25 protein-coding genes, 1 pseudogene and 1 other annotated feature are annotated in these 23,851 nt (G+C 50.1%); of the genes and pseudogenes, 11 read left to right on the top strand and 15 right to left on the bottom strand.

The window, feature by feature from the left end:
• Positions 1 to 742: 742 nt before the first annotated feature.
• The 5 genes from ldtA to AABJ99_RS09245 form a co-directional block, all read right to left on the bottom strand.
• Positions 743 to 1,678, bottom strand: a complete 936-nt coding sequence (gene ldtA, locus AABJ99_RS09265; protein WP_137513718.1) for a L,D-transpeptidase — start codon at positions 1,676 to 1,678, stop codon at positions 743 to 745.
• 61 nt (positions 1,679 to 1,739) lie between these two features.
• A complete protein-coding gene (gene cobT, locus AABJ99_RS09260; RefSeq protein WP_039020676.1) occupies positions 1,740 to 2,819 on the bottom strand; it encodes a nicotinate-nucleotide--dimethylbenzimidazole phosphoribosyltransferase in 1,080 nt (359 codons plus the stop codon).
• A gap of 11 nt (positions 2,820 to 2,830) precedes the next feature.
• Positions 2,831 to 3,574, bottom strand: a complete 744-nt coding sequence (cobS, locus tag AABJ99_RS09255; protein WP_021557887.1) for an adenosylcobinamide-GDP ribazoletransferase — start codon at positions 3,572 to 3,574, stop codon at positions 2,831 to 2,833.
• Positions 3,571 to 4,116, bottom strand: a complete 546-nt coding sequence (cobU, locus tag AABJ99_RS09250) for a bifunctional adenosylcobinamide kinase/adenosylcobinamide-phosphate guanylyltransferase (RefSeq protein ID WP_039020675.1) — start codon at positions 4,114 to 4,116, stop codon at positions 3,571 to 3,573. Before cobU ends, cobS begins: the two co-directional genes overlap by 4 nt.
• 133 nt (positions 4,117 to 4,249) lie before the next feature.
• Positions 4,250 to 4,585, bottom strand: a complete 336-nt coding sequence (locus AABJ99_RS09245) for a hypothetical protein (RefSeq protein ID WP_039020674.1) — start codon at positions 4,583 to 4,585, stop codon at positions 4,250 to 4,252.
• A 2-nt stretch (positions 4,586 to 4,587) separates the two neighbouring features.
• On the opposite strand from AABJ99_RS09245, the pseudogene AABJ99_RS09240 reads away from it, so the two are divergent.
• A pseudogene (locus AABJ99_RS09240) lies at positions 4,588 to 4,884 on the top strand (EutP/PduV family microcompartment system protein); the annotation flags it as partial.
• A gap of 128 nt (positions 4,885 to 5,012) precedes the next feature.
• On the opposite strand, the gene tmaR reads toward AABJ99_RS09240, so the two are convergent.
• The 4 genes from tmaR to dacD all read right to left on the bottom strand — a co-directional run bounded on the left by tmaR (position 5,013) and on the right by dacD (position 8,529).
• Complete coding sequence (tmaR, locus tag AABJ99_RS09235) at positions 5,013 to 5,342, bottom strand: DUF496 family protein (RefSeq protein WP_000450409.1); 330 nt, start codon at positions 5,340 to 5,342, stop codon at positions 5,013 to 5,015.
• A 171-nt stretch (positions 5,343 to 5,513) separates the two neighbouring features.
• Positions 5,514 to 6,572 (bottom strand): FUSC family protein, encoded by a 1,059-nt coding sequence (gene yeeA, locus AABJ99_RS09230; RefSeq protein WP_001200890.1) that lies wholly within the window; start codon positions 6,570 to 6,572, stop codon positions 5,514 to 5,516.
• Between the two features lie 198 nt (positions 6,573 to 6,770).
• Entirely contained in the window at positions 6,771 to 7,244 is a 474-nt protein-coding gene (gene sbmC, locus AABJ99_RS09225) for a DNA gyrase inhibitor SbmC (RefSeq protein WP_001602831.1), read from the bottom strand.
• Positions 7,245 to 7,362: 118 nt separating this feature from the next.
• Positions 7,363 to 8,529, bottom strand: coding sequence for a serine-type D-Ala-D-Ala carboxypeptidase DacD (gene dacD, locus AABJ99_RS09220; protein ID WP_001353122.1), 1,167 nt, complete (start codon positions 8,527 to 8,529; stop codon positions 7,363 to 7,365).
• A gap of 208 nt (positions 8,530 to 8,737) precedes the next feature.
• Between dacD and sbcB the strand changes: the two genes are divergently transcribed.
• On the top strand, positions 8,738 to 10,165 hold the full coding sequence (gene sbcB, locus AABJ99_RS09215) for an exodeoxyribonuclease I (protein WP_000980557.1): 1,428 nt from the start codon (positions 8,738 to 8,740) through the stop codon (positions 10,163 to 10,165).
• A 73-nt stretch (positions 10,166 to 10,238) separates the two neighbouring features.
• Here sbcB and plaP read toward each other — a convergent pair whose 3' ends face one another.
• The 4 genes from plaP to yeeZ all read right to left on the bottom strand — a co-directional run bounded on the left by plaP (position 10,239) and on the right by yeeZ (position 13,663).
• Positions 10,239 to 11,597, bottom strand: coding sequence for a putrescine/proton symporter PlaP (plaP, locus tag AABJ99_RS09210; protein ID WP_000019197.1), 1,359 nt, complete (start codon positions 11,595 to 11,597; stop codon positions 10,239 to 10,241).
• Complete coding sequence (gene yoeI, locus AABJ99_RS09205; protein ID WP_010723108.1) at positions 11,587 to 11,649, bottom strand: membrane protein YoeI; 63 nt, start codon at positions 11,647 to 11,649, stop codon at positions 11,587 to 11,589. Before yoeI ends, plaP begins: the two co-directional genes overlap by 11 nt.
• 214 nt (positions 11,650 to 11,863) lie before the next feature.
• Positions 11,864 to 12,793 carry a LysR substrate-binding domain-containing protein gene (gene yeeY, locus AABJ99_RS09200; RefSeq protein WP_000803364.1) on the bottom strand — a complete coding sequence of 310 codons (930 nt, stop codon included), beginning with the start codon at positions 12,791 to 12,793 and terminating at the stop codon, positions 11,864 to 11,866.
• Positions 12,794 to 12,838: 45 nt separating this feature from the next.
• On the bottom strand, positions 12,839 to 13,663 hold the full coding sequence (gene yeeZ, locus AABJ99_RS09195; RefSeq protein WP_000754726.1) for an SDR family oxidoreductase: 825 nt from the start codon (positions 13,661 to 13,663) through the stop codon (positions 12,839 to 12,841).
• 426 nt (positions 13,664 to 14,089) lie between these two features.
• Here yeeZ and hisL point away from each other — a divergent pair, with 426 nt between their 5' ends.
• The 9 genes from hisL to hisIE all read left to right on the top strand — a co-directional run bounded on the left by hisL (position 14,090) and on the right by hisIE (position 21,319).
• Complete coding sequence (gene hisL, locus AABJ99_RS09190; RefSeq protein ID WP_001364200.1) at positions 14,090 to 14,140, top strand: his operon leader peptide; 51 nt, start codon at positions 14,090 to 14,092, stop codon at positions 14,138 to 14,140.
• Positions 14,116 to 14,239 (top strand) — a sequence feature (His leader region). It overlaps the preceding gene by 25 nt.
• Positions 14,240 to 14,285: 46 nt before the next feature.
• Positions 14,286 to 15,185: an ATP phosphoribosyltransferase gene (hisG, locus tag AABJ99_RS09185; RefSeq protein WP_000131782.1), complete on the top strand. Its 900-nt coding sequence runs from the start codon at positions 14,286 to 14,288 to the stop codon at positions 15,183 to 15,185.
• Positions 15,186 to 15,190: 5 nt separating this feature from the next.
• Entirely contained in the window at positions 15,191 to 16,495 is a 1,305-nt protein-coding gene (gene hisD, locus AABJ99_RS09180; RefSeq protein WP_039020673.1) for a histidinol dehydrogenase, read from the top strand.
• Positions 16,492 to 17,562 carry a histidinol-phosphate transaminase gene (gene hisC, locus AABJ99_RS09175; protein WP_039020672.1) on the top strand — a complete coding sequence of 357 codons (1,071 nt, stop codon included), beginning with the start codon at positions 16,492 to 16,494 and terminating at the stop codon, positions 17,560 to 17,562. Before hisD ends, hisC begins: the two co-directional genes overlap by 4 nt.
• Positions 17,562 to 18,629 (top strand): bifunctional histidinol-phosphatase/imidazoleglycerol-phosphate dehydratase HisB, encoded by a 1,068-nt coding sequence (gene hisB, locus AABJ99_RS09170; protein ID WP_039020671.1) that lies wholly within the window; start codon positions 17,562 to 17,564, stop codon positions 18,627 to 18,629. The genes hisC and hisB overlap by 1 nt, the downstream gene beginning before the upstream one ends.
• Entirely contained in the window at positions 18,629 to 19,219 is a 591-nt protein-coding gene (gene hisH / locus AABJ99_RS09165; protein ID WP_001103560.1) for an imidazole glycerol phosphate synthase subunit HisH, read from the top strand. Before hisB ends, hisH begins: the two co-directional genes overlap by 1 nt.
• The gene (hisA, locus tag AABJ99_RS09160; RefSeq protein ID WP_000586445.1) at positions 19,219 to 19,956 is read left to right on the top strand and encodes a 1-(5-phosphoribosyl)-5-[(5-phosphoribosylamino)methylideneamino]imidazole-4-carboxamide isomerase; all 738 of its coding nucleotides are present in this window, start codon (positions 19,219 to 19,221) and stop codon (positions 19,954 to 19,956) included. The genes hisH and hisA overlap by 1 nt, the downstream gene beginning before the upstream one ends.
• Positions 19,938 to 20,714, top strand: a complete 777-nt coding sequence (hisF, locus tag AABJ99_RS09155; protein WP_039020670.1) for an imidazole glycerol phosphate synthase subunit HisF — start codon at positions 19,938 to 19,940, stop codon at positions 20,712 to 20,714. The genes hisA and hisF overlap by 19 nt, the downstream gene beginning before the upstream one ends.
• Positions 20,708 to 21,319 carry a bifunctional phosphoribosyl-AMP cyclohydrolase/phosphoribosyl-ATP diphosphatase HisIE gene (hisIE, locus tag AABJ99_RS09150; RefSeq protein ID WP_000954828.1) on the top strand — a complete coding sequence of 204 codons (612 nt, stop codon included), beginning with the start codon at positions 20,708 to 20,710 and terminating at the stop codon, positions 21,317 to 21,319. The genes hisF and hisIE overlap by 7 nt, the downstream gene beginning before the upstream one ends.
• A gap of 171 nt (positions 21,320 to 21,490) precedes the next feature.
• On the opposite strand, the gene wzzB is transcribed toward hisIE, so the two are convergent.
• Both wzzB and ugd read right to left on the bottom strand, forming a co-directional pair.
• Complete coding sequence (gene wzzB / locus AABJ99_RS09145) at positions 21,491 to 22,468, bottom strand: LPS O-antigen chain length determinant protein WzzB (protein WP_338387568.1); 978 nt, start codon at positions 22,466 to 22,468, stop codon at positions 21,491 to 21,493.
• A gap of 146 nt (positions 22,469 to 22,614) precedes the next feature.
• Positions 22,615 to 23,781, bottom strand: coding sequence for a UDP-glucose 6-dehydrogenase (ugd, locus tag AABJ99_RS09140; RefSeq protein WP_039020668.1), 1,167 nt, complete (start codon positions 23,779 to 23,781; stop codon positions 22,615 to 22,617).
• Positions 23,782 to 23,851 lie beyond the last annotated feature (70 nt).

Below are 23,851 nucleotides of genomic sequence, written 5' to 3'. Positions count from 1 at the left end.
TTGGCTGCACCATGACATAACTATATGTTTTTTAGTAAAAATAGCTCAATTAGTAACAGTATTCATAATGTCCTATCGGCGATGAGTCTCAGTAAACCACCAAATAATAAGCATTATATTCTACCACAAAGAGATAAAACAGACAAAAACTTATCATTAGAAGGCTTTAAAAGTGTAAATGTCTAAAAAGCTCCCGAAAAGAGGTTATCCAAAAATCGTAGAGCTACCAACACGCCCGCTAAAATATTCACTAAATTCAGTGCCAAAAAACATCGCCATTCACACAGGATATCCGACATGAAATGCATACTCCAACTCTGAACGATTTGTGTAAGAGCGGACGGCATCAACATTGCCCTGAGATGTCTGTGGGGCACGTCCTATGTACATTGATTTTTTCAAGACAGTAAATGCAGAGTTTTTCCTATGCTTAACAAGCAAGCATCCCGCCACTCAGTAGGCGGATAAAGTGCTAGCCATCCAAGTTTCATACGCAGGGTTACCATCCAATCATAACGACGCCTCAGCCTGTTCTACTTTACTGTAGTAATAAGCATCGCATCTACGCTTTGTCGCACACTCATTCGAAATTGGTGGTCATTATGGTGGTCTTGACAGGAAGAGCAACAAGGTTTAGCTTATTTATTAGCCAGTTATTGGCTTGGGCGATCCCAGTCAGAGGAGCCAAATTCAAAAAAGCCTGCTTTCGAGCAGGCTTTTTGCTTTCTAATTAACAACGCTCTTAAAATATCTGTCTTGAACCAGAACTAATTTGCACAGGCATTCCTGATCGGCGCTGCAATGCAGCATTTGCGCGATTCACATCAACTTCTTGCCCGTTGATAAACGCCCGCAAAGATGGCGTTACTGGCAAAGGCACTTTTCGGTCTGACTCATATTCCGCACGGTTGCGCGACAGCGGCTCATGAACTTCCAGCCACTTTGATCCATCCGGTTCCGTTGTGTATTTCACTGGCTGATCAATAATTTGTACACGAGTACCTACAGGAACATTATCAAACAGATATTTGATATCGTCATTGCGCAGACGAATACAGCCCTGACTTACCCGGAGCCCAATACCAAAATTGGCATTGGTACCGTGGATGGCATATAGCCTGCCAATATAAATCGCGTACAGCCCCATGGGATTATCAGGCCCCGCAGGAACAAATGCGGGCAAACTCTCCCCTCGTTTCGCATATTCGCGCCGGGTGTTCGGCGTTGGTGTCCAGGTTGGTGCTTCTTGTTTACGTTCAACGGTAGTCACCCAGTTACGCGGGGTTTCTCGCCCAGCCTGGCCGATACCAATAGGAAAGACTTCCACAGTATTACTGTCTGGAGGGTAGTAATAAAGACGCATTTCAGCGACGTTAATCACAATCCCTTTACGAACAGTGGCGGGCAAAATTAGTTGCTGCGGAATGGTGAGTTGCGAGCCAGACTTCGGTAAGAAGACATCAGCCCCCGGATTCGCTTCCAGCATGTTACTTAACCCTTGCCCGTATTGTGCGGCAAAAGTCTCCAGCGGCTGGGTATTGTGATCAGGAACAGTTACAGTAAGCGACTGTCCCACTAAACGGCTACCCTCTGGAGGTAATGGATAAGTTACCGCCAGGCTATTATGGCTGGCAAAAAGTAGAGCAAATGAGCAAAAAATATTTACACGACGCATCATGTCCCTTTCCTAAGTCGCGAATACTATCCGATAAGTATAGCTTTTATCAGACTTTTCGTTTTTAACTGTTCAAATCAGAAGTCGTATTCCCCGGTAGAACAATATTACTGGCAGCAAGTTCGCCCATGCTGTTGTATATCGCACAGGCAGCTTCGATGATGGGCATCGCCAGAGCTGCGCCACTTCCCTCACCTAAACGCATATCCATATTGAGATAAGGCTCCAGCCCCAAATGCGACAGCGCTATACGCGCCCCTTTTTCTGCCGACAGGTGAGAAGGAATGAGATACGGTTTGATTGCAGGAGACATCTGGCAGGCTGCTAGCGCGGCAGCATAAGAAAGAAATCCATCCAGCAACACCGGTAAACCGCAGGACGCAGCGCCTAACATCACGGCAGCCATTCCGACCAAATCAAATCCACCCACTTTTGCCAGGACATCAACGCCATCCTGCGGATTTGGTTGATTCAACGTAATCGCCCGTCGCACAACATCAATTTTATTAGCCAGTTTATCTGTCGGCAGGTTTGCGCCAATCCCAACCACTTCTTCAGGATCCCGGCCAGTGATTGTGCTCACTATCGCCGCTGCCGGTGTCGTGTTTGCCATCCCCAGTTCACCTACACCAAACAGCGTGACACCGTTTTTTGCCAGCTCCCGCGTATAGCATATGACGTCCAAAAGCAACGTTTCAGCCTGGCGGCGACTCATTGCCGGAGCTGAAGCAATATTGCCGCTACCTCGTGCGACACGCATGTTGATAAGCCCGGGGATAGGCTCAGCAGTATCAATACCAACATCAATTACGTGGACGTTAGCGCCCGCTTGTGCTGCCAGCACACACACGCCGGTTGTTCCGCGGGTCATATTTTCAGCCTGAATGGCTGTCACTTCTTTTGGGGAAATAGCGACCCCTTCCTCCCAGACGCCGTGATCGGCACACATAACCAGTACCGCTTTTTTGCCCACATGCGGTATGCCATTCAACCCCGGCATTCCCGCCAGTTGTACGCCAAGCGCCTCCAGCCTTCCCAGGCTACCAACAGGTTTGAGTAACCCGTCAATATGCCGTTGTGCACGCGACATAGCGGCAGGATCGATGGCAGGGATCGTATTCAGTAAATTGGCAAGTGTTTGCATGTCACGTCTCTTTATAGCAGTGCCAGCAGGAAGACCAGTTCACCAAGCTCTATGGCTGCTCCCAGCGTATCGCCGGTTTGCCCGCCCAGCGTACGTTTGAGAAGCTGACCGAGGATGAAAATCGCCACCATCGTCACCACCATAGCAGCCACACCATGCATACCTGGCAATAATACGGCAGCAAAAATAGCGGCTAAACCGAGTGTGACGCAGGTTTGTCGCCCATCAATTTTGCCAATGAACACATTGCCAAGCCCTTCTTCCCGGGCATAACGATGACGATACATCAATAATGCGGCAGTCCCGCGGCTGACCGCGCATGCTGCCGCCAGCGATGCAAGGATCGGTTCGCCACGCAAAGCCAGCTCGCTTAACACCAGAATCTTTGCCAGTACAACAAAAATCAATGCCAGACCGCCGTGGGTGCCTAAACGGCTATCACGCATGATTTCCAACATGCGATCGCGGCTACGTGCAGAAAATACGCCATCACAGGTATCAGCGAGGCCGTCCAGGTGGAATCCCCCGGTCATCAGCGCCAGCACAAGTACGCTAAACAATGCCGCCAGTGGTACGCCACACCATGCCTGCAGCACAATGAAGACCAGCCCGCTAATCGCGCCAAGCAATAATCCAATTAAAGGAAAAGTAATAATACCGCGAGAATAATGCTCGAAATCCAGTCCCTGGGACCAGCGACGCGGTACAGGCAGACGCGTAATAAATGAGAGCATCGCCCAAAATAATTTACTCATTTGATTTTTACTCCAATACCCGAAACCACCAGCCATACTTCATTTGCCGCAGCGGCCAGCTGCTGATTTACCCGCCCGGCAATATCACGAAAATGTCGTGCCAGACGACTCTCCGGCACAATCCCCATTCCCACTTCGTTAGTCACTAATACAACCTTTGCGGGGCAACGTTGGCAGGCAGCAATCAACGACTGAATCTCAACATTAATCGCCTGTTCCATCGCCTGATAATCCCATTCATCAGGGTCTTTATCGCCGCCATAATCAAACAACAGATTAGTCACCATTGTGGTAACGCATTCCAGCAACACAGCCTCATTCGGGTTAATGTCTGCATGAATTAATTCATCAAGATGTTGCCAGCGCTCCACTGTGCGCCAGTGAGCCGGGCGGCCTTGCCGATGATGTTCTATCCGTGCCGCCATCTCATCATCAAGGATTTGCGAGGTGGCGATATACAGAACCTGTGAAGAGTCCCCAATAAGCGCCTCTGCGTGGCGACTCTTCCCGCTCCGTGCTCCACCTGTCACCAAAATCATCATACCGACTCCTGATTCAATTGTATGATGGTATTCATTGAACAGAACAATGGTTCCCCCACTGTTGCTGACCGCAAAACATTTACGCGATTAATACTGCGCGTAATATAATTAAAAATCCAGCATTCTCAATCCATTACGAAAGAAGATGGCATTGCGGAATAGCCAGACTTCCTCGTGTTAACGTCCGACAAAATGCGTCATTGACAGCGGTTTCTCTGGAATGACAGATTTCATTCAGATAATGGATCAATGCTACAGCCCCACCAACCGGACCAGTCAGCAAACGGGCATTGTGTTCTGCAATCAAAATTACCGTCGTTCCCTCAGAATGAGGGAGCCATTCTGGTACGGATATCTCGCTTTCAGCTGCTATCAATAGCAGCACTGAATAATCGCTATACGAATCTGATAACGATTGCACAGGCCCACCGTCAAAAGGCTGGAAATCTTGCTGCCAGTCCTCACCGATAAAACCGCAGCCTCTACAGTGCTCTGTTAGTCAGCGCCTGCGAAGCGGACATTATCGCCCTGGTGCTTAATGCGGACGCACCGTGGTCACCTTTTTCGCCAGGCTTTACCTCGTCAATGAATCGCCCGGTCATTGGAGTAGTAACCAAAGCAGATTTAGCCAGTATGGAACAAATATCTTTGGTGAAAAGTTGGTTACGGGAAGCTGGAGCGCACAATGTGTTAGTAACCAGTGCGGTTAATAACAATGGAGTTGCAGAACTTTTTGTCTTGCTGCATACAGAAGAAGGCTGTCGCTAATTTCAATAGGTTATCAGATGGGAATGATGACGGTGATACACAGAAAAGAAACAATGAGCAATGAGCAATGAGCAATGAGCAATGAGCAATGAGGGTTACCGGGCAACCCTCATTGAATAAAACAGGAATTACTTCGCTTCGCCGTTTTTCATTTCGCCCATAGCTTTCAGCTTTTTGGAGATATCGCGGCGTTCTTTGGAGAGCTCGGCATTTTTGATGATGTAATCGTCAACGCGATCTTCATAGTCACCTTTCATGCTGGCGATGATGCCCTGGATTGCTTCAACGCTCATCCCCGGCTTGATGTAATCACTCAGGTTGTCCAGCAGCAGGACGCGCTTCTGGTTGTCACGGATCTTTTTCTCAACGTCCTGAATTTCACGTTGCAGTTTGTTCTTACGACGGAACAGACGAACAAATTCCAGTACATCCTGGAATGAAGGCTTGGTAGTTTCCATTTTTATACCCCTGATAATGTGAGAGTCGGATTCGTTTAAGCAACCGCTATTCGTTAGGGCCAACATTACTCATAGCTGCCGCAGATGACAATGCTTTTATCCCTTTTCACTATCATACCCTTTATCCTTGCTGAATCGAAGCAGCAGCAAGATGATTCTGAAGTTCAGGAATTATTTGCGCAAGGCCCGGCAAATCAGATTCGATAGCAATTCAAGCTGATGCGCTGTTTCCATGTTCAGCCACACATAGCCATAGATTGGTGTTTCCACGACCTTCAGGTCATGGTGGTTATCGAGCAACTGACGCAGCTCTTCCACAGCATCGTTCAATTTTTCCGTATTGGCAAAAACCGGCTGCGGATTACCTTCGTACAGCGCATGAACAAGGCTCAGCAGTATTTGCTGCATCATGTGCTGGGTATCACGAAGTTTTTGCGCATTCAATAACACGAAATGGCTGGGGCGCGTGGCCCAGTATGCATTGATTTGCAACTCCAGCATACAAACCAGATTGCGATTAATGGTCTGGATACCTTCATATATCGATTTTGGAATACGGGTTTCTTTGCTGGCGGGCGCAATCAGCCCACGCATTTTCACGGCATCGGTCAGGAGTTTTTGTAGATGGCTTTCCAGACGTGGGCGTTCGAGTAAGTTCGGTGAGAATGCAGATTGATAGACCCGATTATACTCGGTCAGACTTTTCGCCAGTTGAATGCGCCAGTGGATGAACGCCCGTTGTGGCCAGATACCGGTAAACAACATTGCCAGTAAAGAGCCGAGGATCACATCGCCGCTTCGCCATAACGCCGTATCAATTTCACCTGTCGGGGAACCAACAACAATTGCCAGCGTCACCCCAATCAATAAACCTTGATACGGTTTCTTGCCCAGCGCCAGCCAACCGCAAAGAAACATAGCCGCCGCGCACCAGACTAACATCAGCGGTAACGAGATTAACTCCAGTTGCAGAGCGATAAGACCTAAAATCGACCCCAACACCGTACCGCCAATACGTTCGAATGCGCGAGGGACAACGTTACCCCAGAACGAGATTGGCCCCATAATCACCACCATGGTGACCAGCGGCCAGGTGCTTTCCGGGATAGTAAACAGGCGGATAATGAGAAAAGTGAGCAGGAATGCCAGCGCGACCCGAGTACCATGCACAATGCGGTAATGGCGGTATACCCGGATTTCAAACGGGCTTAATGACTTATCGGCACGCACGCAGAAACTCCGTTAATGAAGATTAAAAGCGCTCATAACACATCTGTCGGCCAGAAGGCGCGCCTCTGAATTATCCGACGGACATACCGGGAACAGTGTAATTTCCCGGCAGGAGCGAAAAATTTGAAAGGCGCATCTTACTCTTTTCGCTTTCAAAAAAAGAGTGGTCTTCGCGTCAACACACCGCCCTGAGATGAATTAGTGATGTTTTGGCTGCACCGCAACATACATTTCGATATCCCAGTACCCCTCTTCCGCGCCATTGTTCAAATAAACCTCAAAGCAGGGCTTTGGTAACATTTCATAAGCACTGTCCTGCAAGAGGCTATTAAAGAACTGATACCAGGGTTTAGCAAAATCATCACCGACTACACGAGCCACCGCCACCGCATACTGACCACCTGAAATTTCTGTCAGAATGACGCCCTCACTGTTTTCAGGGAGCGTAAAGTTATTCGGCACCGTCACGACGGTGTCGCAGCGTAATTTTTCGGCGGGTGTTTCATCTGGATTGTCGTAATAGACAGCAACCCACTCCTTCGGCACAATATTTTTGCTATCTACCCACATCATCAACTGCTCAAAGCCTTTCTTTACCGTCTGTTCCCACGGGCCAACGAGATGGAAACCTGCAACGGTACGTTTATCTTCCTGCTTAATCTCGTAGTTCATGACGCCTCCATTAATACTGTTTTTATATACAGTATAGTTGCAATATTAAAACCACAAGGAATGAGTGTTGATTATGCGAGCAGACTCGCACTCCTGCCAGTCTGCTGCAAAAGAAAGGTCAGGCCTTATGGTGGAAATAATCACTCAGGCGGGAAAACATGCTGCCTTCCCCGACAGATTCCAGGGTAACCAGCGGCCAGTGCGCCACCTGTTTATCACGGTCGTAAAGTTCAATTTCCCCTACCCGCTGATGGGCGCTAATTGGCGCGGTGAGTTCTTTACCATCAAGGGTATATTTGGCTTTGATATGTGGAATTTCGGCTTTCGGTAGCACCATCCAGAACTCTTGTTCCGTTCCGAGGGCGATATTTTCTTTATCACCATACCAGATGCGTTCCGTACCGACCTTTTTCCCACGGTGCAAAATTTGCACCGTAGTAAAGTTTTGTTGCCCCCAACGCAGTAATTTTCTTGCCTCGTCCTCACGACCTTTTGCGCTGTCAGCACCCATTACCACTGCAATGAGGCGACGCTGCCCGTCTACAGCCGAAGCAATGAGATTAAACCCGGCACCAGAAGTATGACCCGTTTTCAGGCCGTCAACATTCATGGTTTTATCCCACAATAACCCGTTACGGTTTTGCTGGGTAATACCGTTCCAGGTGAGGCTTTTCTCACTGTACATATGATAAAACTCGGGCTCGCCGTGGATGATAGCGCGAGAAAGCACAGCTAAATCATAAGCCGAGCTATGCTGGCCAGGTGCATCCAGACCATGCACTGTTTCAAAATGCGTATCCTTGAGATGCAGCTTCTCGGCATAGTTGTTCATCATTTCAACAAACTGCCGTTGCCCACCGGCAATATAGTCAGCCAGTGCAACACAAGCGTCATTTCCGGAATCCACAATTAAACCACGGCTTAAATCACGTACCGATACGCGATCGCCCTCTTTCAAAAACATCAGTGAAGAACCGACAAACACCGGATTATCTTTCGCCCACGCATCACGCCCCACGGTGACAATATCGTCTGGCGTAATGCGATGACTATCGATAGCGCGATCCACGACATAGCCCGTCATCAGCTTTGTCAGGCTGGCGGGATTGCGCTGTTGATGCTCATTACCCGCGGTGAGAATCTGACCGGTGGTGTAATCCATCAATACCCAGGACCCGGCATGAATCTCTGGAGGCTGAGGTGAAAAAGGAATGTTTTCCGCCGCAAAACCAGACGATAAATTAAAAACGAACAAAGAAGCAGCAATAATAAGACGGCGTTTCAACAGCAAACCCTCAGGTGTTTCAAATAGCTGTTCTTTTTACGGAAATACTTATGAACTGGCTGGAATAAAGTGCAAGAAAATGTGACTACTATCTCATTTTTATCTGACATGATCTGTTGCCACTCGCTGCCAAATTGTCGCGCTAAAGCTGATTAGCACGGTGATATTTGATACTCTGGCAGACAGCAGAAATAACGGATTTAACCTAATGATGAATGACGGTAAGCAACAATCTACCTTTTTGTTTCACGATTACGAAACCTTTGGAACGCACCCCGCGTTAGATCGCCCTGCACAGTTCGCAGCCATTCGCACTGATAACGAATTTAACGTCATCGGCGAACCCGAAGTTTTTTACTGCAAGCCCGCGGATGACTATTTACCCCAGCCTGGAGCAGTATTAATTACCGGTATTACCCCGCAGGAGGCACGGGCGAAAGGAGAAAACGAAGCCGCGTTTGCCGCCCGTATTCACTCGCTTTTTACCGTACCGAAGACCTGTATTCTGGGCTACAACAATGTGCGTTTCGACGACGAAGTCACACGCAACGTTTTTTATCGTAATTTCTACGATCCTTACGCCTGGAGCTGGCAGCATGATAACTCGCGCTGGGATTTACTGGATGTTATGCGTGCCTGTTATGCCCTGCGCCCGGAAGGAATAAACTGGCCTGAAAATGATGACGGTCTACCGAGCTTTCGCCTTGAGCATTTAACCAAAGCGAATGGTATTGAACATAGCAACGCCCACGATGCGATGGCTGATGTGTACGCCACTATTGCGATGGCGAAACTGGTAAAAACGCGTCAGCCACGCCTGTTTGATTATCTCTTTACCCATCGTAATAAACACAAACTGATGGCGTTGATTGATGTTCCGCAGATGAAACCCCTGGTTCACGTTTCCGGAATGTTTGGGGCATGGCGTGGCAATACCAGCTGGGTGGCACCGCTGGCGTGGCATCCTGAAAATCGCAATGCCGTAATTATGGTGGATTTGGCAGGAGACATTTCGCCATTACTGGAACTGGATAGCGACACATTGCGCGAGCGTCTATATACCGCAAAAGCCGATCTTGGCGATAACGCCGCCGTTCCGGTTAAACTGGTGCATATCAATAAATGTCCGGTGCTGGCCCAGGCGAATACGCTACGCCCGGAAGATGCCGACCGACTGGGAATTAATCGTCAGCATTGCCTCGATAACCTGAAAATTCTGCGTGAAAATCCGCAAGTGCGTGAAAAAGTGGTGGCGATATTCGCCGAAGCCGAACCGTTTACGCCTTCAGATAACGTGGATGCACAGCTTTATAATGGCTTTTTCAGTGACGCCGATCGTGCAGCAATGAAAATTGTGCTGGAAACCGAGCCGCGTAACTTACCGGCACTGGATATCACTTTTGTTGATAAACGGATTGAAAAGCTGTTGTTCAATTATCGGGCGCGCAACTTCCCGGGGACGCTGGATTATGCCGAGCAGCAACGCTGGCTGGAGCACCGCCGCCAGGTTTTCACGCCAGAGTTTTTGCAGGGCTATGCTGATGAATTGCAGATGCTGGCACAACAATATGCCGATGACAAAGAGAAAGTGGCGCTGTTAAAAGCGCTTTGGCAGTACGCGGAAGAGATCGTCTGAAACAAAAAAGCCGGAGCGACAAACTCCGGCTTTTTGAGATTTACCGGATGATTATGTCATCCGGCTTGTAAGATTATGCAACGTCTTCGTACTGCGGAACCGGATTACGGAAGCTCTTGGTGACACAAGCCAGGTAAATCAGGCCGATTGCCGCCCAGATCAGACCCAGAACCATTGAGCTTTCTTCCAGGTTAACCCACAGCGCACCTACAGTCAGCGCACCACACATCGGCAGGAACAGATACTGGAAGTGATCTTTCAGCGTCTTGTTACGCTTCTCACGGATCCAGAACTGCGAGATAACCGACAGGTTAACGAAGGTGAACGCCACCAGCGCACCAAAGTTAATCAGCGCCGTTGCCATTACCAGGTCAAAGTTGATTGCCAGCAGGGCAATCGCGCCAACCAGGATGATATTCATCGCCGGAGTACGCCATTTCGGGTGTACATAACCGAAGAAGCTTTTCGGGAACACGCCGTCACGACCCATTACGTACATCAGACGCGCCACGCCTGCGTGCGCCGCCATACCGGACGCCAGTACGGTAATGGTGGAGAAGATCAGCGCGCCAACCTGGAACGCTTTACCCGCAACGTACAGCATGATTTCAGGCTGTGACGCATCCGGATCTTTAAAGCGAGAGATATCCGGGAAATACAGTTGCAGGAAGTAAGTTGCAAAGATGAAGATCATGCCGCCGATCAGCGCGGTCAGGAAAATCGCACGTGGGATCACGCGCTCTGCATCTTTGGTTTCTTCCGACAGGTTGCTGATGCCGTCAAAGCCGGTAAAGGAGAAGCACAGGATTGTCGCCCCGGTAATCATCGGGATAACATGCGCATCGCCAGACCAGAAAGGACGAGTGCTCGCCAGCGTACCAGCGCCTTCACCTTCAAATACGCCATAAACAACCATGCCCAGAATCACCGCGATCAGCACTACCTGCAACACGACGATTACAGTGTTGAAGTTCGCTACGGATTTCAGACTACGCAGGTTAAAGGCGGTCATAAAGGCCACCAGCGCCACCACAAACATCCACGATGGGATGGAAGGCACCAGAGCTTCAAAATAGATTTTCGCCAGCAGAATGTTGATCATCGGCGCGAACAGATAGTCGAGCAGAGAAGACCAACCCACCATAAAGCCGACGGTCGGGCTAATGGATTTCTGGGCGTAAGTGTATGCAGAGCCAGCAGAAGGATAGCGGCGAACCAGCTTCCCGTAGCTCAGAGCCGTAAACAGGATCGCAATCAATGCGAACGCATAGGCTGTCGGCACATGACCATCCGTGAGGCCTGAAACGATACCAAATGTATCAAACAGCGTCATCGGCTGCATATAGGCAAGACCCATCATTACAACCGGAACTAACGTAAGCGTTTTACGCAATTCCACGCGAGAGGTGTTTGGAGTAACGTTATGCGACATGGTCATTCTCCTTTACGGTAATAACCGTCGCGTAAGCAAAAAATTGCCCCATTTTTTTGGATTCCTCAGCGACAACAACTGTCGATTTTTAGTAAATATCTATCCGGTACGAAGCCCGGCCTCTTGGTATGAATGATTGGTTTGAAGCAAAAAATAACCGACGCTAATTAAACGTCGGTTTTTAGTCATTTTTTGACAGCGGCGCATTGTGCCTAAATGGGGGGGAAATGACAAGAGAATGAGAGGCTTGTCATAATAATTTTTCTTTAAATGGCTGATTTTCCGTCATCAGATTTTGCATAAACACCGGCGATCGCACTATTTGCTAAAATCTCGTCTCGCCACCAGGCGCTGGCGAGTCCTGCGGTCTGTTCGTTCCAGCCAATCCAGACAGGTTCAAAGAGAGTTTGGGCGACCACTTTCTTCTCGATTAACGCGCCACTATCGAGAAAACGTTGTGCCAGATAACGGGGTAAATAGCCGCAGCCGAGGCCGCTAATTTGCAGCTCCAGCTTGGTTTTAAAATCGAAAACGGTAATGGCTTCTTGTTCGTCGAGAAGTTGCGAGGCCGTAGAAGCGCCTGCCTGCGCAGTATCCCCTACCACAATCGCCCTATATCGCTTAATGATACGACGGTTTAACGGTTCTTCTTCCTGGGCTAACGGATGATGGGGCGCGACCGCAAAGACTTGTTCAAGATCGCCCAACCGTGAAAAACCAAACTCACTGGAAGATGGTGGCTCATGCATCGCACCAACAATAATATCCGCTCGTCCCTGAGTCAGGGCATCCCAGGAACCACCGAGCACGCCATTGATAAACTTCAGGCGCGTCACGCTATGATGTTGATAAAAAGCTTCAATAAGTGGCGCGAGAAGAGAAAAAGGGAAGGTGTCGTCCACGCCAATCACCAGCTCGTTTTCCCAGCCTTCATGCAGTTTTATCGCCTGCTTTTCCAGTTCTCGCACGGTATGCAGAACTTCCCGCCCCTTCTCTAATAACATTTTTCCGGTGCGGGTAAATTTAGCGCGGTGACCGCTACGATCAAGCAATTGAATGTTAAGGTCGCTTTCCAGCTTGTGAACGGTGTAACTCAGAGCGGACGGCGTCTTATAGAGTTTGGCCGACGCCGCCGCAAAACTGCCTTCTTTTTCTAAGGCATCGAGGATCATCAACACATCCAGCAGTGGTTTCATACACGCCCCCTTGCAGTGCATGCGGCGTCCTGCTGGCGTGATCGTTTACTCCAGCGGCATTACCAGCGGATCGGGATACTGGTATTCAAATCCCAGTTCATTACAAATCCGGCTGCCATCAATAATCTTACCTTTGCCGCTATCCAGACTATTTCTGAACTGCGGAGGTTCAAGCCCCAGTAAACGGGCCATTTGCGGATAAAAAACATTACGCGCAGGGTGAGCTGGCGCACATATATTATAGATGTGTCCGCCTTTAGGTGCCTGTAACAACAGGGTGATAGCGCCAATAACATCTTCTAAATGGACTAAATTAACACCATGTTCACCATCAGGCGCGGTTTTTCCGGCAAAAAAGCGACCAGGATGACGTTCCGGCCCGACCAGGCCCGCAAGACGCAGAATATCGACTGAAGTACCGGGTAAATTGTGCAGCCAGTCTTCAAGTTCTTTTAATACTCGTCCACTGTTGGTCACCGGATTACGCGGGGTCGTTTCTTTAACGGTGCCTTGTGCGTCGCCATAGACAGACGTTGAGCTGGTAAAAATAATGCGGGGAATATGATGAGCCAGCGCACTATCCACTAACTCTTGTACCGCTTGTAAATAGAACTCATCGCCGGGGCCGCTACGACGTGCCGGAAGCGTGATGACCAGCGCATCAGCATCCATCAGGGCATCCAGATCGTCAGAATCGCAAACTAACTCAGGTTCCATGCGAAGCAGATAACTATCAATGCCACTCATTCGGGCCGCTTCGACGCCATCTTGTGTGGTTTTACTCCCGGTGACTTGCCAGCCTCGCGCTGAAAGTGACATCGCCAGCGGCATGCCTAACCACCCTAACCCGACAATTGCGACCTTTTTCATCCGTTATCTCCTGATACACCTTAGATCTATAAGGCTACGCTAGCGTATCAAAACTGACAATTCATTCTATGAATGAAATCGAAACTGTTAGCAAATATACAATTGCCTGATGCGCTCCGCTTATCAGTCCTACAAAAACATCAATATATTGAATTTAGGCAACATTTGTAGACCAGATAAGGTATTCACGCCGCATCCGGCAGGAACAAAGCCCACTTTAGTTACAGAACACAATGTTCTTGAGGGTTTTAAAGACATATTTTCACGATTACTTTTTTAACGTAGCCACTCCTGGCCCTCTCCTTTCCCCGCTCATTCATTAAACAAATCCATCGCCATAAAATATATAAAAAAGCCCTTGCTTTCTAACGTGAAAGTGGTTTAGGTTAAAAGACATCAGTTGAATAAACATTCACAGAGACTTTTATGACACGCGTTCAATTTAAACACCACCATCATCACCATCATCCTGACTAGTCTTTCAGGCGATGTGTGCTGGAAGACATTCAGATCTTCCAGTGGTGCATGAACGCATGAGAAAGCCCCCGGAAGATCACCTTCCGGGGGCTTTTTTATTGCGCGGTTGATAACGGTTCAGACAGGTTTAAAGAGGAATAAGAAAATGACAGATAACACTCGTTTACGCATAGCTATGCAGAAATCCGGCCGTTTAAGTGATGACTCACGCGAATTGCTGGCGCGCTGTGGCATTAAAATTAATCTTCACACCCAGCGCCTGATCGCGATGGCAGAAAACATGCCGATTGATATTCTGCGCGTGCGTGACGACGACATTCCCGGTCTGGTAATGGACGGCGTGGTTGACCTTGGGATTATCGGCGAAAACGTGCTGGAAGAAGAGCTGCTTAACCGCCGCGCCCAGGGTGAGGATCCACGCTACTTTACCCTGCGTCGTCTGGATTTCGGCGGCTGTCGCCTTTCGCTGGCAACGCCGGTTGATGAAGCCTGGGACGGCCCGCTCTCCTTAAACGGTAAACGTATCGCCACCTCTTATCCTCACCTGCTCAAGCGTTATCTCGACCAGAAAGGCATCTCTTTTAAATCCTGCTTACTGAACGGTTCTGTTGAAGTTGCGCCGCGCGCCGGACTGGCGGATGCGATTTGCGATCTGGTTTCCACCGGTGCCACGCTGGAAGCTAACGGCCTGCGCGAAGTCGAAGTTATCTACCGCTCGAAAGCCTGCCTGATCCAACGCGATGGCGAAATGGAAGAATCCAAACAGCAACTGATCGACAAACTGCTGACGCGTATTCAGGGTGTGATCCAGGCGCGCGAATCAAAATACATCATGATGCACGCACCGACCGAACGTCTGGATGAAGTCATCGCCCTGCTGCCAGGTGCCGAACGCCCAACTATTCTACCGCTGGCGGGTGATCAACAACGCGTAGCGATGCACATGGTCAGCAGCGAAACCCTGTTCTGGGAAACGATGGAAAAACTGAAAGCGCTGGGTGCCAGTTCAATCCTGGTCCTGCCGATTGAGAAGATGATGGAGTGATCGCCATGAGCTTTAACACAATCATTGACTGGAATAGCTGTACTGCGGAGCAACAACGCCAGCTGTTAATGCGCCCGGCGATCTCCGCCTCTGAAAGCATTACCCGCACTGTTAACGATATTCTCGATAACGTGAAAACGCGTGGCGATGAGGCCTTGCGGGAATACAGCGCGAAGTTTGATAAAACCACGGTTACCGCGCTGAAGGTATCTGCGGATGAGATCGCCGCCGCCAGCGAACGCCTGAGCGACGAGCTAAAACAGGCGATGGCGGTGGCAGTAAAGAATATTGAAACCTTCCACACTGCGCAAAAACTGCCGCCGGTAGATGTAGAAACTCAGCCAGGCGTTCGTTGCCAGCAAGTCACGCGCCCGGTGGCTTCAGTGGGTTTGTATATTCCTGGCGGCTCCGCACCGCTCTTCTCAACGGTATTAATGCTGGCAACTCCGGCGCGTATAGCAGGCTGTAAAAAAGTAGTGTTGTGCTCACCACCGCCGATTGCCGATGAAATTCTTTACGCGGCGCAGCTGTGCGGCGTGCAGGACGTGTTTAACGTCGGCGGCGCACAGGCCATTGCCGCACTGGCGTTTGGTACAGAATCCGTGCCGAAAGTGGACAAAATCTTCGGGCCTGGCAACGCCTTTGTCACCGAGGCAAAACGTCAGGTGAGCCAGCGTCTGGACGGTGCGGCGATCGATATGCCCGCAGGCCCATCGGAAGTGCTGGTGATTGCTGACAGCGGCGCTACGCCGGATTTCGTGGCTTCTGATTTGCTTTCTCAGGCTGAACACGGCCCGGATTCACAGGTGATTTTGCTGACTCCTGATGCTGATATGGCGCGTCGCGTTGCCGAAGCCGTCGAACGCCAGCTGGTAGAACTGCCGCGAGCCGAAACCGCCCGTCAGGCACTGAGCGCCAGCCGCCTGATCGTAACCAACGATTTAGCGCAGTGCGTGGAGATCTCCAACCAGTACGGCCCGGAGCATCTGATCATTCAGACCCGCAACGCCCGCGATCTGGTCGATGGCATCACCAGCGCCGGTTCGGTATTTCTCGGTGACTGGTCACCGGAATCGGCAGGTGATTACGCCTCCGGCACCAACCACGTGCTGCCGACTTACGGTTATACCGCCACCTGTTCCAGCCTCGGGCTGGCAGATTTCCAGAAACGCATGACCGTACAGGAACTGTCGAAAGAAGGCTTTTCCGCGCTGGCTTCGACCATTGAAACACTGGCCGCCGCCGAGCGCCTGACTGCCCACAAAAATGCCGTTACTTTGCGTGTTAACGCCCTTAAGGAGCAAGCATGAGCACCGTGACTATTACCGATTTAGCGCGTGAAAACGTCCGCAACCTGACGCCGTATCAGTCGGCGCGTCGTCTGGGCGGTAACGGCGACGTCTGGCTGAACGCCAACGAATATCCCACCGCCGTGGAGTTTCAGCTTACTCAGCAAACGCTCAACCGCTACCCGGAATGTCAGCCGAAAGCTGTGATTGAAAATTACGCGCAATATGCAGGCGTAAAACCGGAGCAGGTGCTGGTCAGCCGTGGCGCGGACGAAGGTATTGAACTGCTGATCCGCGCTTTTTGCGAACCAGGTAAAGACGCCATCCTCTACTGTCCGCCAACGTACGGCATGTACAGCGTCAGCGCTGAAACCATTGGCGTCGAGTGCCGCACAGTACCGACGCTGGACAACTGGCAACTGGACTTACAGGGCATTTCCGACAAGCTGGACGGGGTAAAAGTGGTCTATGTTTGCAGCCCCAACAACCCGACCGGGCAACTGATCAATCCGCAGGATTTTCGCACCCTGCTGGAGTTAACCCGCGGTAAGGCGATTGTGGTTGCCGATGAAGCCTATATCGAGTTTTGCCCGCAGGCATCGCTGGCCGGCTGGCTGGCGGAATATCCGCACCTGGCTATTTTGCGCACACTGTCGAAAGCTTTTGCTCTGGCGGGGCTTCGTTGCGGATTTACGCTGGCAAACGAAGAAGTCATCAACCTGCTGATGAAAGTGATCGCCCCCTACCCGCTCTCGACACCTGTCGCCGACATTGCAGCTCAGGCGTTAAGTCCGCAAGGAATCCTCGCCATGCGTGAACGGGTAGTGCAAATTATTGCTGAACGCGAATACCTGATTGGCGCACTGAAAGAGATCCCCTGCGTGGAGCAGGTTTTTGACTCTGAAACCAACTACATTCTGGCGCGCTTTAAAGCCTCCAGTGCAGTGTTTAAATCTTTGTGGGATCAGGGCATTATCTTACGTGATCAGAATAAACAACCCTCTTTAAGCGGCTGCCTGCGAATTACCGTCGGAACCCGTGAAGAAAGCCAGCGCGTCATTGACGCCTTACGTGCGGAGCAAGTTTGATGAGTCAGAAGTATCTTTTTATCGATCGCGATGGAACCCTGATTAGCGAACCGCCGAGTGATTTTCAGGTGGACCGTTTTGACAAACTCGCCTTTGAACCGGGCGTGATCCCGGAGCTGCTGAAGCTGCAAAAAGCGGGATATAAGCTGGTGATGATCACTAATCAGGATGGTCTGGGAACACAAAGTTTCCCGCAGGCGGATTTCGATGGCCCGCACAACCTGATGATGCAGATCTTCACCTCGCAAGGCGTGCAGTTTGATGAAGTGCTGATTTGCCCACACCTGCCCGCCGATGAGTGCGACTGCCGTAAGCCGAAAGTAAAACTGGTGGAGCGTTATCTGGCTGAGCAAGCGATGGATCGCGCTAACAGTTATGTAATTGGCGATCGCGCGACCGATATTCAACTGGCGGAAAACATGGGCATTAATGGTTTACGCTACGACCGCGAAACCCTGAACTGGCCAATGATTGTCGAGCAGCTCACTAAACGAGACCGTTACGCCCATGTAGTGCGCAACACCAAAGAGACGCAAATTGACGTCCAGGTGTGGCTGGATCGCGAAGGTGGCAGCAAGATTAACACCGGCGTTGGCTTCTTTGATCATATGCTGGATCAGATCGCCACCCACGGCGGTTTCCGCATGGAAATCAACGTCAAAGGCGACCTCTATATCGACGATCACCACACCGTCGAAGATACCGGCCTGGCGCTGGGCGAAGCATTAAAAATTGCCCTCGGTGACAAACGCGGTATTTGCCGCTTCGGTTTTGTGCTGCCGATGGACGAATGCCTTGCCCGCTGCGCGCTGGATATCTCTGGTCGCCCGCACCTGGAATATAAAGCCGAGTTTACCTACCAGCGTGTAGGCGATCTCAGCACCGAGATGATCGAGCACTTCTTCCGTTCGCTCTCATACACCATGGGCGTGACCCTGCACCTGAAAACCAAAGGTAAAAATGATCACCACCGTGTAGAGAGCCTGTTCAAAGCTTTTGGTCGCACCCTGCGCCAGGCTATCCGCGTGGAAGGCGACACCCTACCCTCGTCGAAAGGAGTGCTGTAATGAACGTGGTGATCCTTGATACCGGCTGCGCCAATTTGAACTCGGTGAAGTCTGCCATTGCGCGTCACGGTTATGAACCCAAAGTTAGCCGTGACCCGGACGTCGTGTTGCTGGCCGATAAACTGTTTTTACCCGGCGTTGGCACCGCGCAAGCGGCGATGGACCAGGTGCGTGAGCGCGAGTTGTTTGATCTCATCAAAGCCTGTACCCAACCGGTGCTGGGCATCTGCTTAGGGATGCAACTGCTGGGGCGGCGCAGCGAAGAGAGCAACGGTGTCGATTTGCTGGGCATCATCGACGAAGACGTGCCGAAAATGACCGACTTTGGTTTGCCGCTGCCGCATATGGGCTGGAATCGTGTTTACCCGCAGGCAGGCAACCGCCTGTTTCAGGGGATTGAAGACGGTGCGTACTTTTACTTTGTTCACAGCTACGCAATGCCGGTCAATCCGTGGACCATCGCCCAGTGTAACTACGGCGAACCGTTCACCGCGGCGGTACAAAAAGATAACTTCTACGGCGTGCAGTTCCACCCGGAGCGTTCTGGTGCCGCTGGCGCTAAGTTGCTGAAAAATTTCCTGGAGATGTGATGATTATTCCGGCATTAGATTTAATCGACGGCACCGTGGTGCGTCTCCATCAGGGCGATTACGGCAAACAGCGCGATTACGGTAACGACCCGCTGCCGCGCTTACAGGATTACGCCGCACAAGGTGCCGAAGTACTGCACCTGGTGGATCTGACCGGGGCAAAAGATCCGGCTAAACGTCAAATCCCGCTGATTAAAACCCTGGTCGCGGGTGTTAACGTTCCAGTGCAGGTTGGCGGCGGCGTGCGTAGCGAAGAAGACGTGGCGGCGTTACTGGAAGCAGGCGTTGCGCGTGTGGTGGTTGGCTCCACCGCGGTGAAATCACCAGAAATGGTGAAAGGCTGGTTTGAACGTTTTGGTGCCGATGCCTTAGTGCTGGCGCTGGATGTCCGTATTGACGAGCAAGGCAACAAGCAGGTGGCAGTCAGCGGTTGGCAAGAAAACTCGGGCGTTTCGTTGGAACAACTGGTGGAAACCTATCTGCCCGTCGGACTGAAACATGTGCTGTGTACAGATATCTCGCGCGACGGCACGCTGGCAGGTTCTAACGTCTCTTTATATGAAGAAGTCTGCGCCAGATATCCGCAGGTGGCATTTCAGTCCTCCGGCGGTATTGGCGACATTGATGATGTTGCTGCTCTACGTGGTACTGGCGTGCGCGGCGTAATAGTTGGTCGGGCATTACTGGAAGGTAAATTCACCGTGAAGGAGGCCATCGCATGCTGGCAAAACGCATAATCCCATGTCTCGACGTTCGTGATGGTCAGGTGGTGAAAGGCGTACAGTTTCGTAACCATGAAATCATAGGCGATATCGTGCCGCTGGCAAAACGCTACGCCGAAGAAGGCGCTGACGAACTGGTGTTCTACGATATCACAGCCTCCAGTGATGGACGCGTGGTAGATAAAAGCTGGGTATCCCGCGTGGCGGAAGTGATCGACATCCCGTTCTGCGTGGCGGGTGGGATTAAGTCGCTGGATGACGCCGCGAAAATACTTTCCTTTGGTGCAGATAAAATCTCCATCAACTCTCCTGCGCTGGCGGACCCGACGTTAATCACTCGCCTGGCCGATCGCTTTGGAGTGCAGTGTATTGTGGTCGGTATTGATACCTGGTACGACGCCGAAACCGGTAAATATCATGTGAATCAATATACCGGCGATGTAAGCCGCACCCGCGTCACTCAGTGGGAAACGCTCGACTGGGTACAGGAAGTGCAAAAACGCGGTGCCGGAGAAATCGTCCTCAACATGATGAATCAGGACGGCGTTCGTAACGGTTACGACCTCGAACAACTGAAAAAAGTGCGTGAAGTTTGCCACGTCCCGCTGATTGCCTCCGGTGGCGCAGGCACCATGGAACACTTCCTCGAAGCCTTCCGCGATGCCGACGTTGACGGCGCGCTGGCAGCTTCCGTATTCCACAAACAAATAATCAATATTGGTGAATTAAAAGCGTACCTGGCAACACAGGGCGTGGAGATCAGGATATGTTAACAGAACAACAATGTCGCGAACTGGACTGGGAAAAAACCGACGGACTGATGCCGGTGATTGTGCAACACGCGGTATCCGGCGAAGTGTTAATGCTGGGCTATATGAACCCGGAAGCCTTAGACAAAACCATCGAAAGCGGCAAAGTCACCTTCTTCTCGCGCACTAAACAGCGACTGTGGACCAAAGGCGAAACATCGGGCAATTTTCTCAATGTGGTGAGTATTGCCCCGGACTGCGACAACGACACGTTACTGGTGCTGGCGAATCCCATCGGGCCAACCTGCCACAAAGGCACCAGCAGCTGCTTCGGCGACACCGCTCACCAGTGGCTGTTCCTGTATCAACTGGAACAACTGCTCGCCGAACGTAAATCTGCCGACCCGGAAACCTCCTACACTGCCAAACTGTATGCCAGCGGCACCAAACGCATTGCGCAGAAAGTGGGCGAAGAAGGCGTGGAAACCGCACTGGCAGCAACGGTACATGACCGCTTTGAGCTGACCAACGAGGCATCTGATTTGATGTATCACCTGCTGGTATTGTTGCAGGATCAGGATCTGGATTTAACGACGGTAATTGAGAACCTGCGTAAACGGCATCAGTGAGTTGCGGGGTAAGCGGATGCGATGTTGTTGTCGCATCCGGAGCCATAGCCCGATGCGCAAGCTTATCGGGCCGACTATTCTCTCTGCACACGTAAGCTGGATACATCGCATCCGGCAAAAAAAACGGGCAAGGTGTCACCACCCTGCCCATTTTCTTTAAAACCGAAAAGATTACTTCGCGTTGTAATTACGTAAAGCGTTACGCCCCAGCACAATCCCCGCGCCAACCATGCCGCCCAGCAGCACCGCCAAAATCAAGGTAATTGCCTTTTTCGGGCTATCGCGACGAATAGGTAACGTCGGTTTCATCACATAGCGGTAAGCATGAATATCAAGTTTATCAACGTCAAGATTGTCGATATCCAGCAGGTTTTGACGAGTCTGATAGTAGTTTGGCGAGAACACCAACGGACGAGTCGCCTCGTGCTTAATCATCGACTCCAGCGCTTCGCTACCCAAAAGGAACATAGTATCTTGGGTTACGTCCTGTGTCTGCTGAATCTGCGGCTTTGTCACCTGCGCCTGATTCGCATACTGCAACGCTTCCTGAATCTGACGGATACGCAGATCTTTCTGTTCTTGAGCGACTACTTCCTGCGTCTTCAGCGAATCCTGCAAGTTTTTCATTTGCAGCGCGATGTTGTCTTTCAGGTCTTGTTCCAGTTCTTCATTTACCTGGTCGTCAACTTGCTGGATATACTGCGCCAGCTGTTTCTGCGCACCTTCAGGTGTTTCACCCACATAAGAAACCGCTAAAGGTAATGACTGATTTTTAACGGTAGGCTCAATGGTCAGTTTTTCAGGTTCTTCGAGATTATCCAGCGTTTCTGCTAATGCAGAAAATGTCGTGCTGAAACGACCAATTAACATCGACTGGATCTCAGACACTTTCGGCGCTGCCGAACCATAAATCACATTTATGGCATTGTTATAACCAGCGATTTGTCCCATATCAGGTTGAGTAACGATAGCTGTGGAAGTCCACTTTTCTTTGGCAACGGCCAGATACCCTATCGCCAGGGCAATAGCAACAATGACAGAAATGATGATAGTCATCTTGCCACGCCATAGTTGGACCAGTAAATCAATCAAATCAATCTGTTCCGGGTCATGGTTTTGCCCAGAAACATTATTATTTTCTACTCTCATCATTACCCTAACGGACGAAATAATTTTAAGTCGCCATAGGTTAGCGATAATCGCCATGAATGCTATAGGATAAATGATAAAAATAATGAATTATTACAAAGGGAACATGAGAGAATCAGGGCGAAAATCGTCCTGATAACAGGATGTTAGTCACTGCCAAAGAGATCGCGGGTGTAGACCTTATCTGCCACATCCTTAAGCTCTTCTGCCATACGGTTAGAGATAATGACGTCGGCTTGTTGTTTGAAGGTGGCGAGATCACTTTCCAGCCGAGAGTTGAAGAATGAATCTTCTTTCATCACCGGTTCGTAGATGATCACTTCAACGCCTTTCGCCTTGATACGTTTCATAATCCCCTGAATGGAAGACGCACGGAAGTTATCTGATCCGCTCTTCATAATCAGACGATAAATACCCACCACTTGCGGCTTGCGTGACAAAATGGCATCGGCAATAAAATCTTTACGCGTGCGGTTAGCATCGACAATTGCTGAGATCAGGTTATTCGGCACAGACTGGTAGTTCGCCAGTAACTGTTTCGTATCTTTTGGCAGACAATAACCACCATAGCCAAACGACGGATTGTTGTAATGATTGCCAATACGCGGATCGAGACAAACACCTTCGATAATCTGACGAGTATTCAGACCTAAACTTTCTGCATAGCTATCCAGCTCGTTAAAGTATGCTACGCGCATCGCCAGATAGGTATTAGCAAACAGTTTAATCGCTTCTGCTTCGGTTGAATCGGTGAACAGGGTCGGGATATTTTGCTTAATCGCGCCTTCCTGTAACAGAGCAGCAAAACGTTCTGCGCGTTCTGAACGCTCACCGATGACAATACGTGAAGGATGGAGATTATCGTAAAGGGCTTTACCCTCACGGAGAAATTCCGGAGAGAAAATAATATTTTCAGTACGATATTTCTTATGCATCGCTGCGGTAAAGCCAACGGGTACCGTTGATTTGATGACCATAACCGCATAAGGATTTATCTCTACTACGTCCTTAATTACTGATTCTACACTCGATGTATTGAAATAATTAGTTTTAGGATCATAGTCGGTTGGAGTGGCAATGATGACATAATCAGCATCCCGGTAGGCTTCATTTTTATCTAATGTGGCATTAAAGTGTATTTTATCTGATTGCAAAAACTGCTGAATTTCCTTATCAACTATAGGAGATATCCGATCATTCAGCATAGCAACGCGTGACGGTAAAATATCTAATGCCACAACCTCATGATTTTGTGCGATTAGAAGCCCGTTTGACAAGCCTACATAGCCAGTACCGGAAATGGTGATTTTCATTTCATGCTCTCAGAATTAACTTAACTGTGAATCATGATGTTTTTAGCATCCTGATAAGAGCTAAAAGTTT

Source organism: Escherichia coli, from assembly GCF_036503815.1.
Taxonomy (GTDB): domain Bacteria; phylum Pseudomonadota; class Gammaproteobacteria; order Enterobacterales; family Enterobacteriaceae; genus Escherichia; species Escherichia coli_F.
Note: the sequence above shows the minus strand (reverse complement) of the source record. Positions and strands in the feature narration are given on the sequence as shown.

Bases quoted from the DNA above. Each gene is read 5' to 3' on its own strand.
- yeeY (WP_000803364.1), bottom strand. From the start codon at position 12,793: ATGAAACCACTGCTGGATGTGTTGATGATCCTCGATGCCTTAGAAAAA.
- hisD (WP_039020673.1), top strand. From the start codon at position 15,191: ATGAGCTTTAACACAATCATTGACTGGAATAGCTGTACTGCGGAGCAA.
- hisA (WP_000586445.1), top strand. From the start codon at position 19,219: ATGATTATTCCGGCATTAGATTTAATCGACGGCACCGTGGTGCGTCTC.
- hisH (WP_001103560.1), top strand. From the start codon at position 18,629: ATGAACGTGGTGATCCTTGATACCGGCTGCGCCAATTTGAACTCGGTG.
- plaP (WP_000019197.1), bottom strand. From the start codon at position 11,597: ATGTCGCATAACGTTACTCCAAACACCTCTCGCGTGGAATTGCGTAAA.
- yeeZ (WP_000754726.1), bottom strand. From the start codon at position 13,663: ATGAAAAAGGTCGCAATTGTCGGGTTAGGGTGGTTAGGCATGCCGCTG.
- tmaR (WP_000450409.1), bottom strand. From the start codon at position 5,342: ATGGAAACTACCAAGCCTTCATTCCAGGATGTACTGGAATTTGTTCGT.
- hisIE (WP_000954828.1), top strand. From the start codon at position 20,708: ATGTTAACAGAACAACAATGTCGCGAACTGGACTGGGAAAAAACCGAC.
- wzzB (WP_338387568.1), bottom strand. From the start codon at position 22,468: ATGAGAGTAGAAAATAATAATGTTTCTGGGCAAAACCATGACCCGGAA.
- hisF (WP_039020670.1), top strand. From the start codon at position 19,938: ATGCTGGCAAAACGCATAATCCCATGTCTCGACGTTCGTGATGGTCAG.
- hisC (WP_039020672.1), top strand. From the start codon at position 16,492: ATGAGCACCGTGACTATTACCGATTTAGCGCGTGAAAACGTCCGCAAC.
- sbcB (WP_000980557.1), top strand. From the start codon at position 8,738: ATGATGAATGACGGTAAGCAACAATCTACCTTTTTGTTTCACGATTAC.
- hisB (WP_039020671.1), top strand. From the start codon at position 17,562: ATGAGTCAGAAGTATCTTTTTATCGATCGCGATGGAACCCTGATTAGC.
- cobT (WP_039020676.1), bottom strand. From the start codon at position 2,819: ATGCAAACACTTGCCAATTTACTGAATACGATCCCTGCCATCGATCCT.
- cobU (WP_039020675.1), bottom strand. From the start codon at position 4,116: ATGATGATTTTGGTGACAGGTGGAGCACGGAGCGGGAAGAGTCGCCAC.
- cobS (WP_021557887.1), bottom strand. From the start codon at position 3,574: ATGAGTAAATTATTTTGGGCGATGCTCTCATTTATTACGCGTCTGCCT.
- sbmC (WP_001602831.1), bottom strand. From the start codon at position 7,244: ATGAACTACGAGATTAAGCAGGAAGATAAACGTACCGTTGCAGGTTTC.
- ugd (WP_039020668.1), bottom strand. From the start codon at position 23,781: ATGAAAATCACCATTTCCGGTACTGGCTATGTAGGCTTGTCAAACGGG.
- ldtA (WP_137513718.1), bottom strand. From the start codon at position 1,678: ATGATGCGTCGTGTAAATATTTTTTGCTCATTTGCTCTACTTTTTGCC.
- hisG (WP_000131782.1), top strand. From the start codon at position 14,286: ATGACAGATAACACTCGTTTACGCATAGCTATGCAGAAATCCGGCCGT.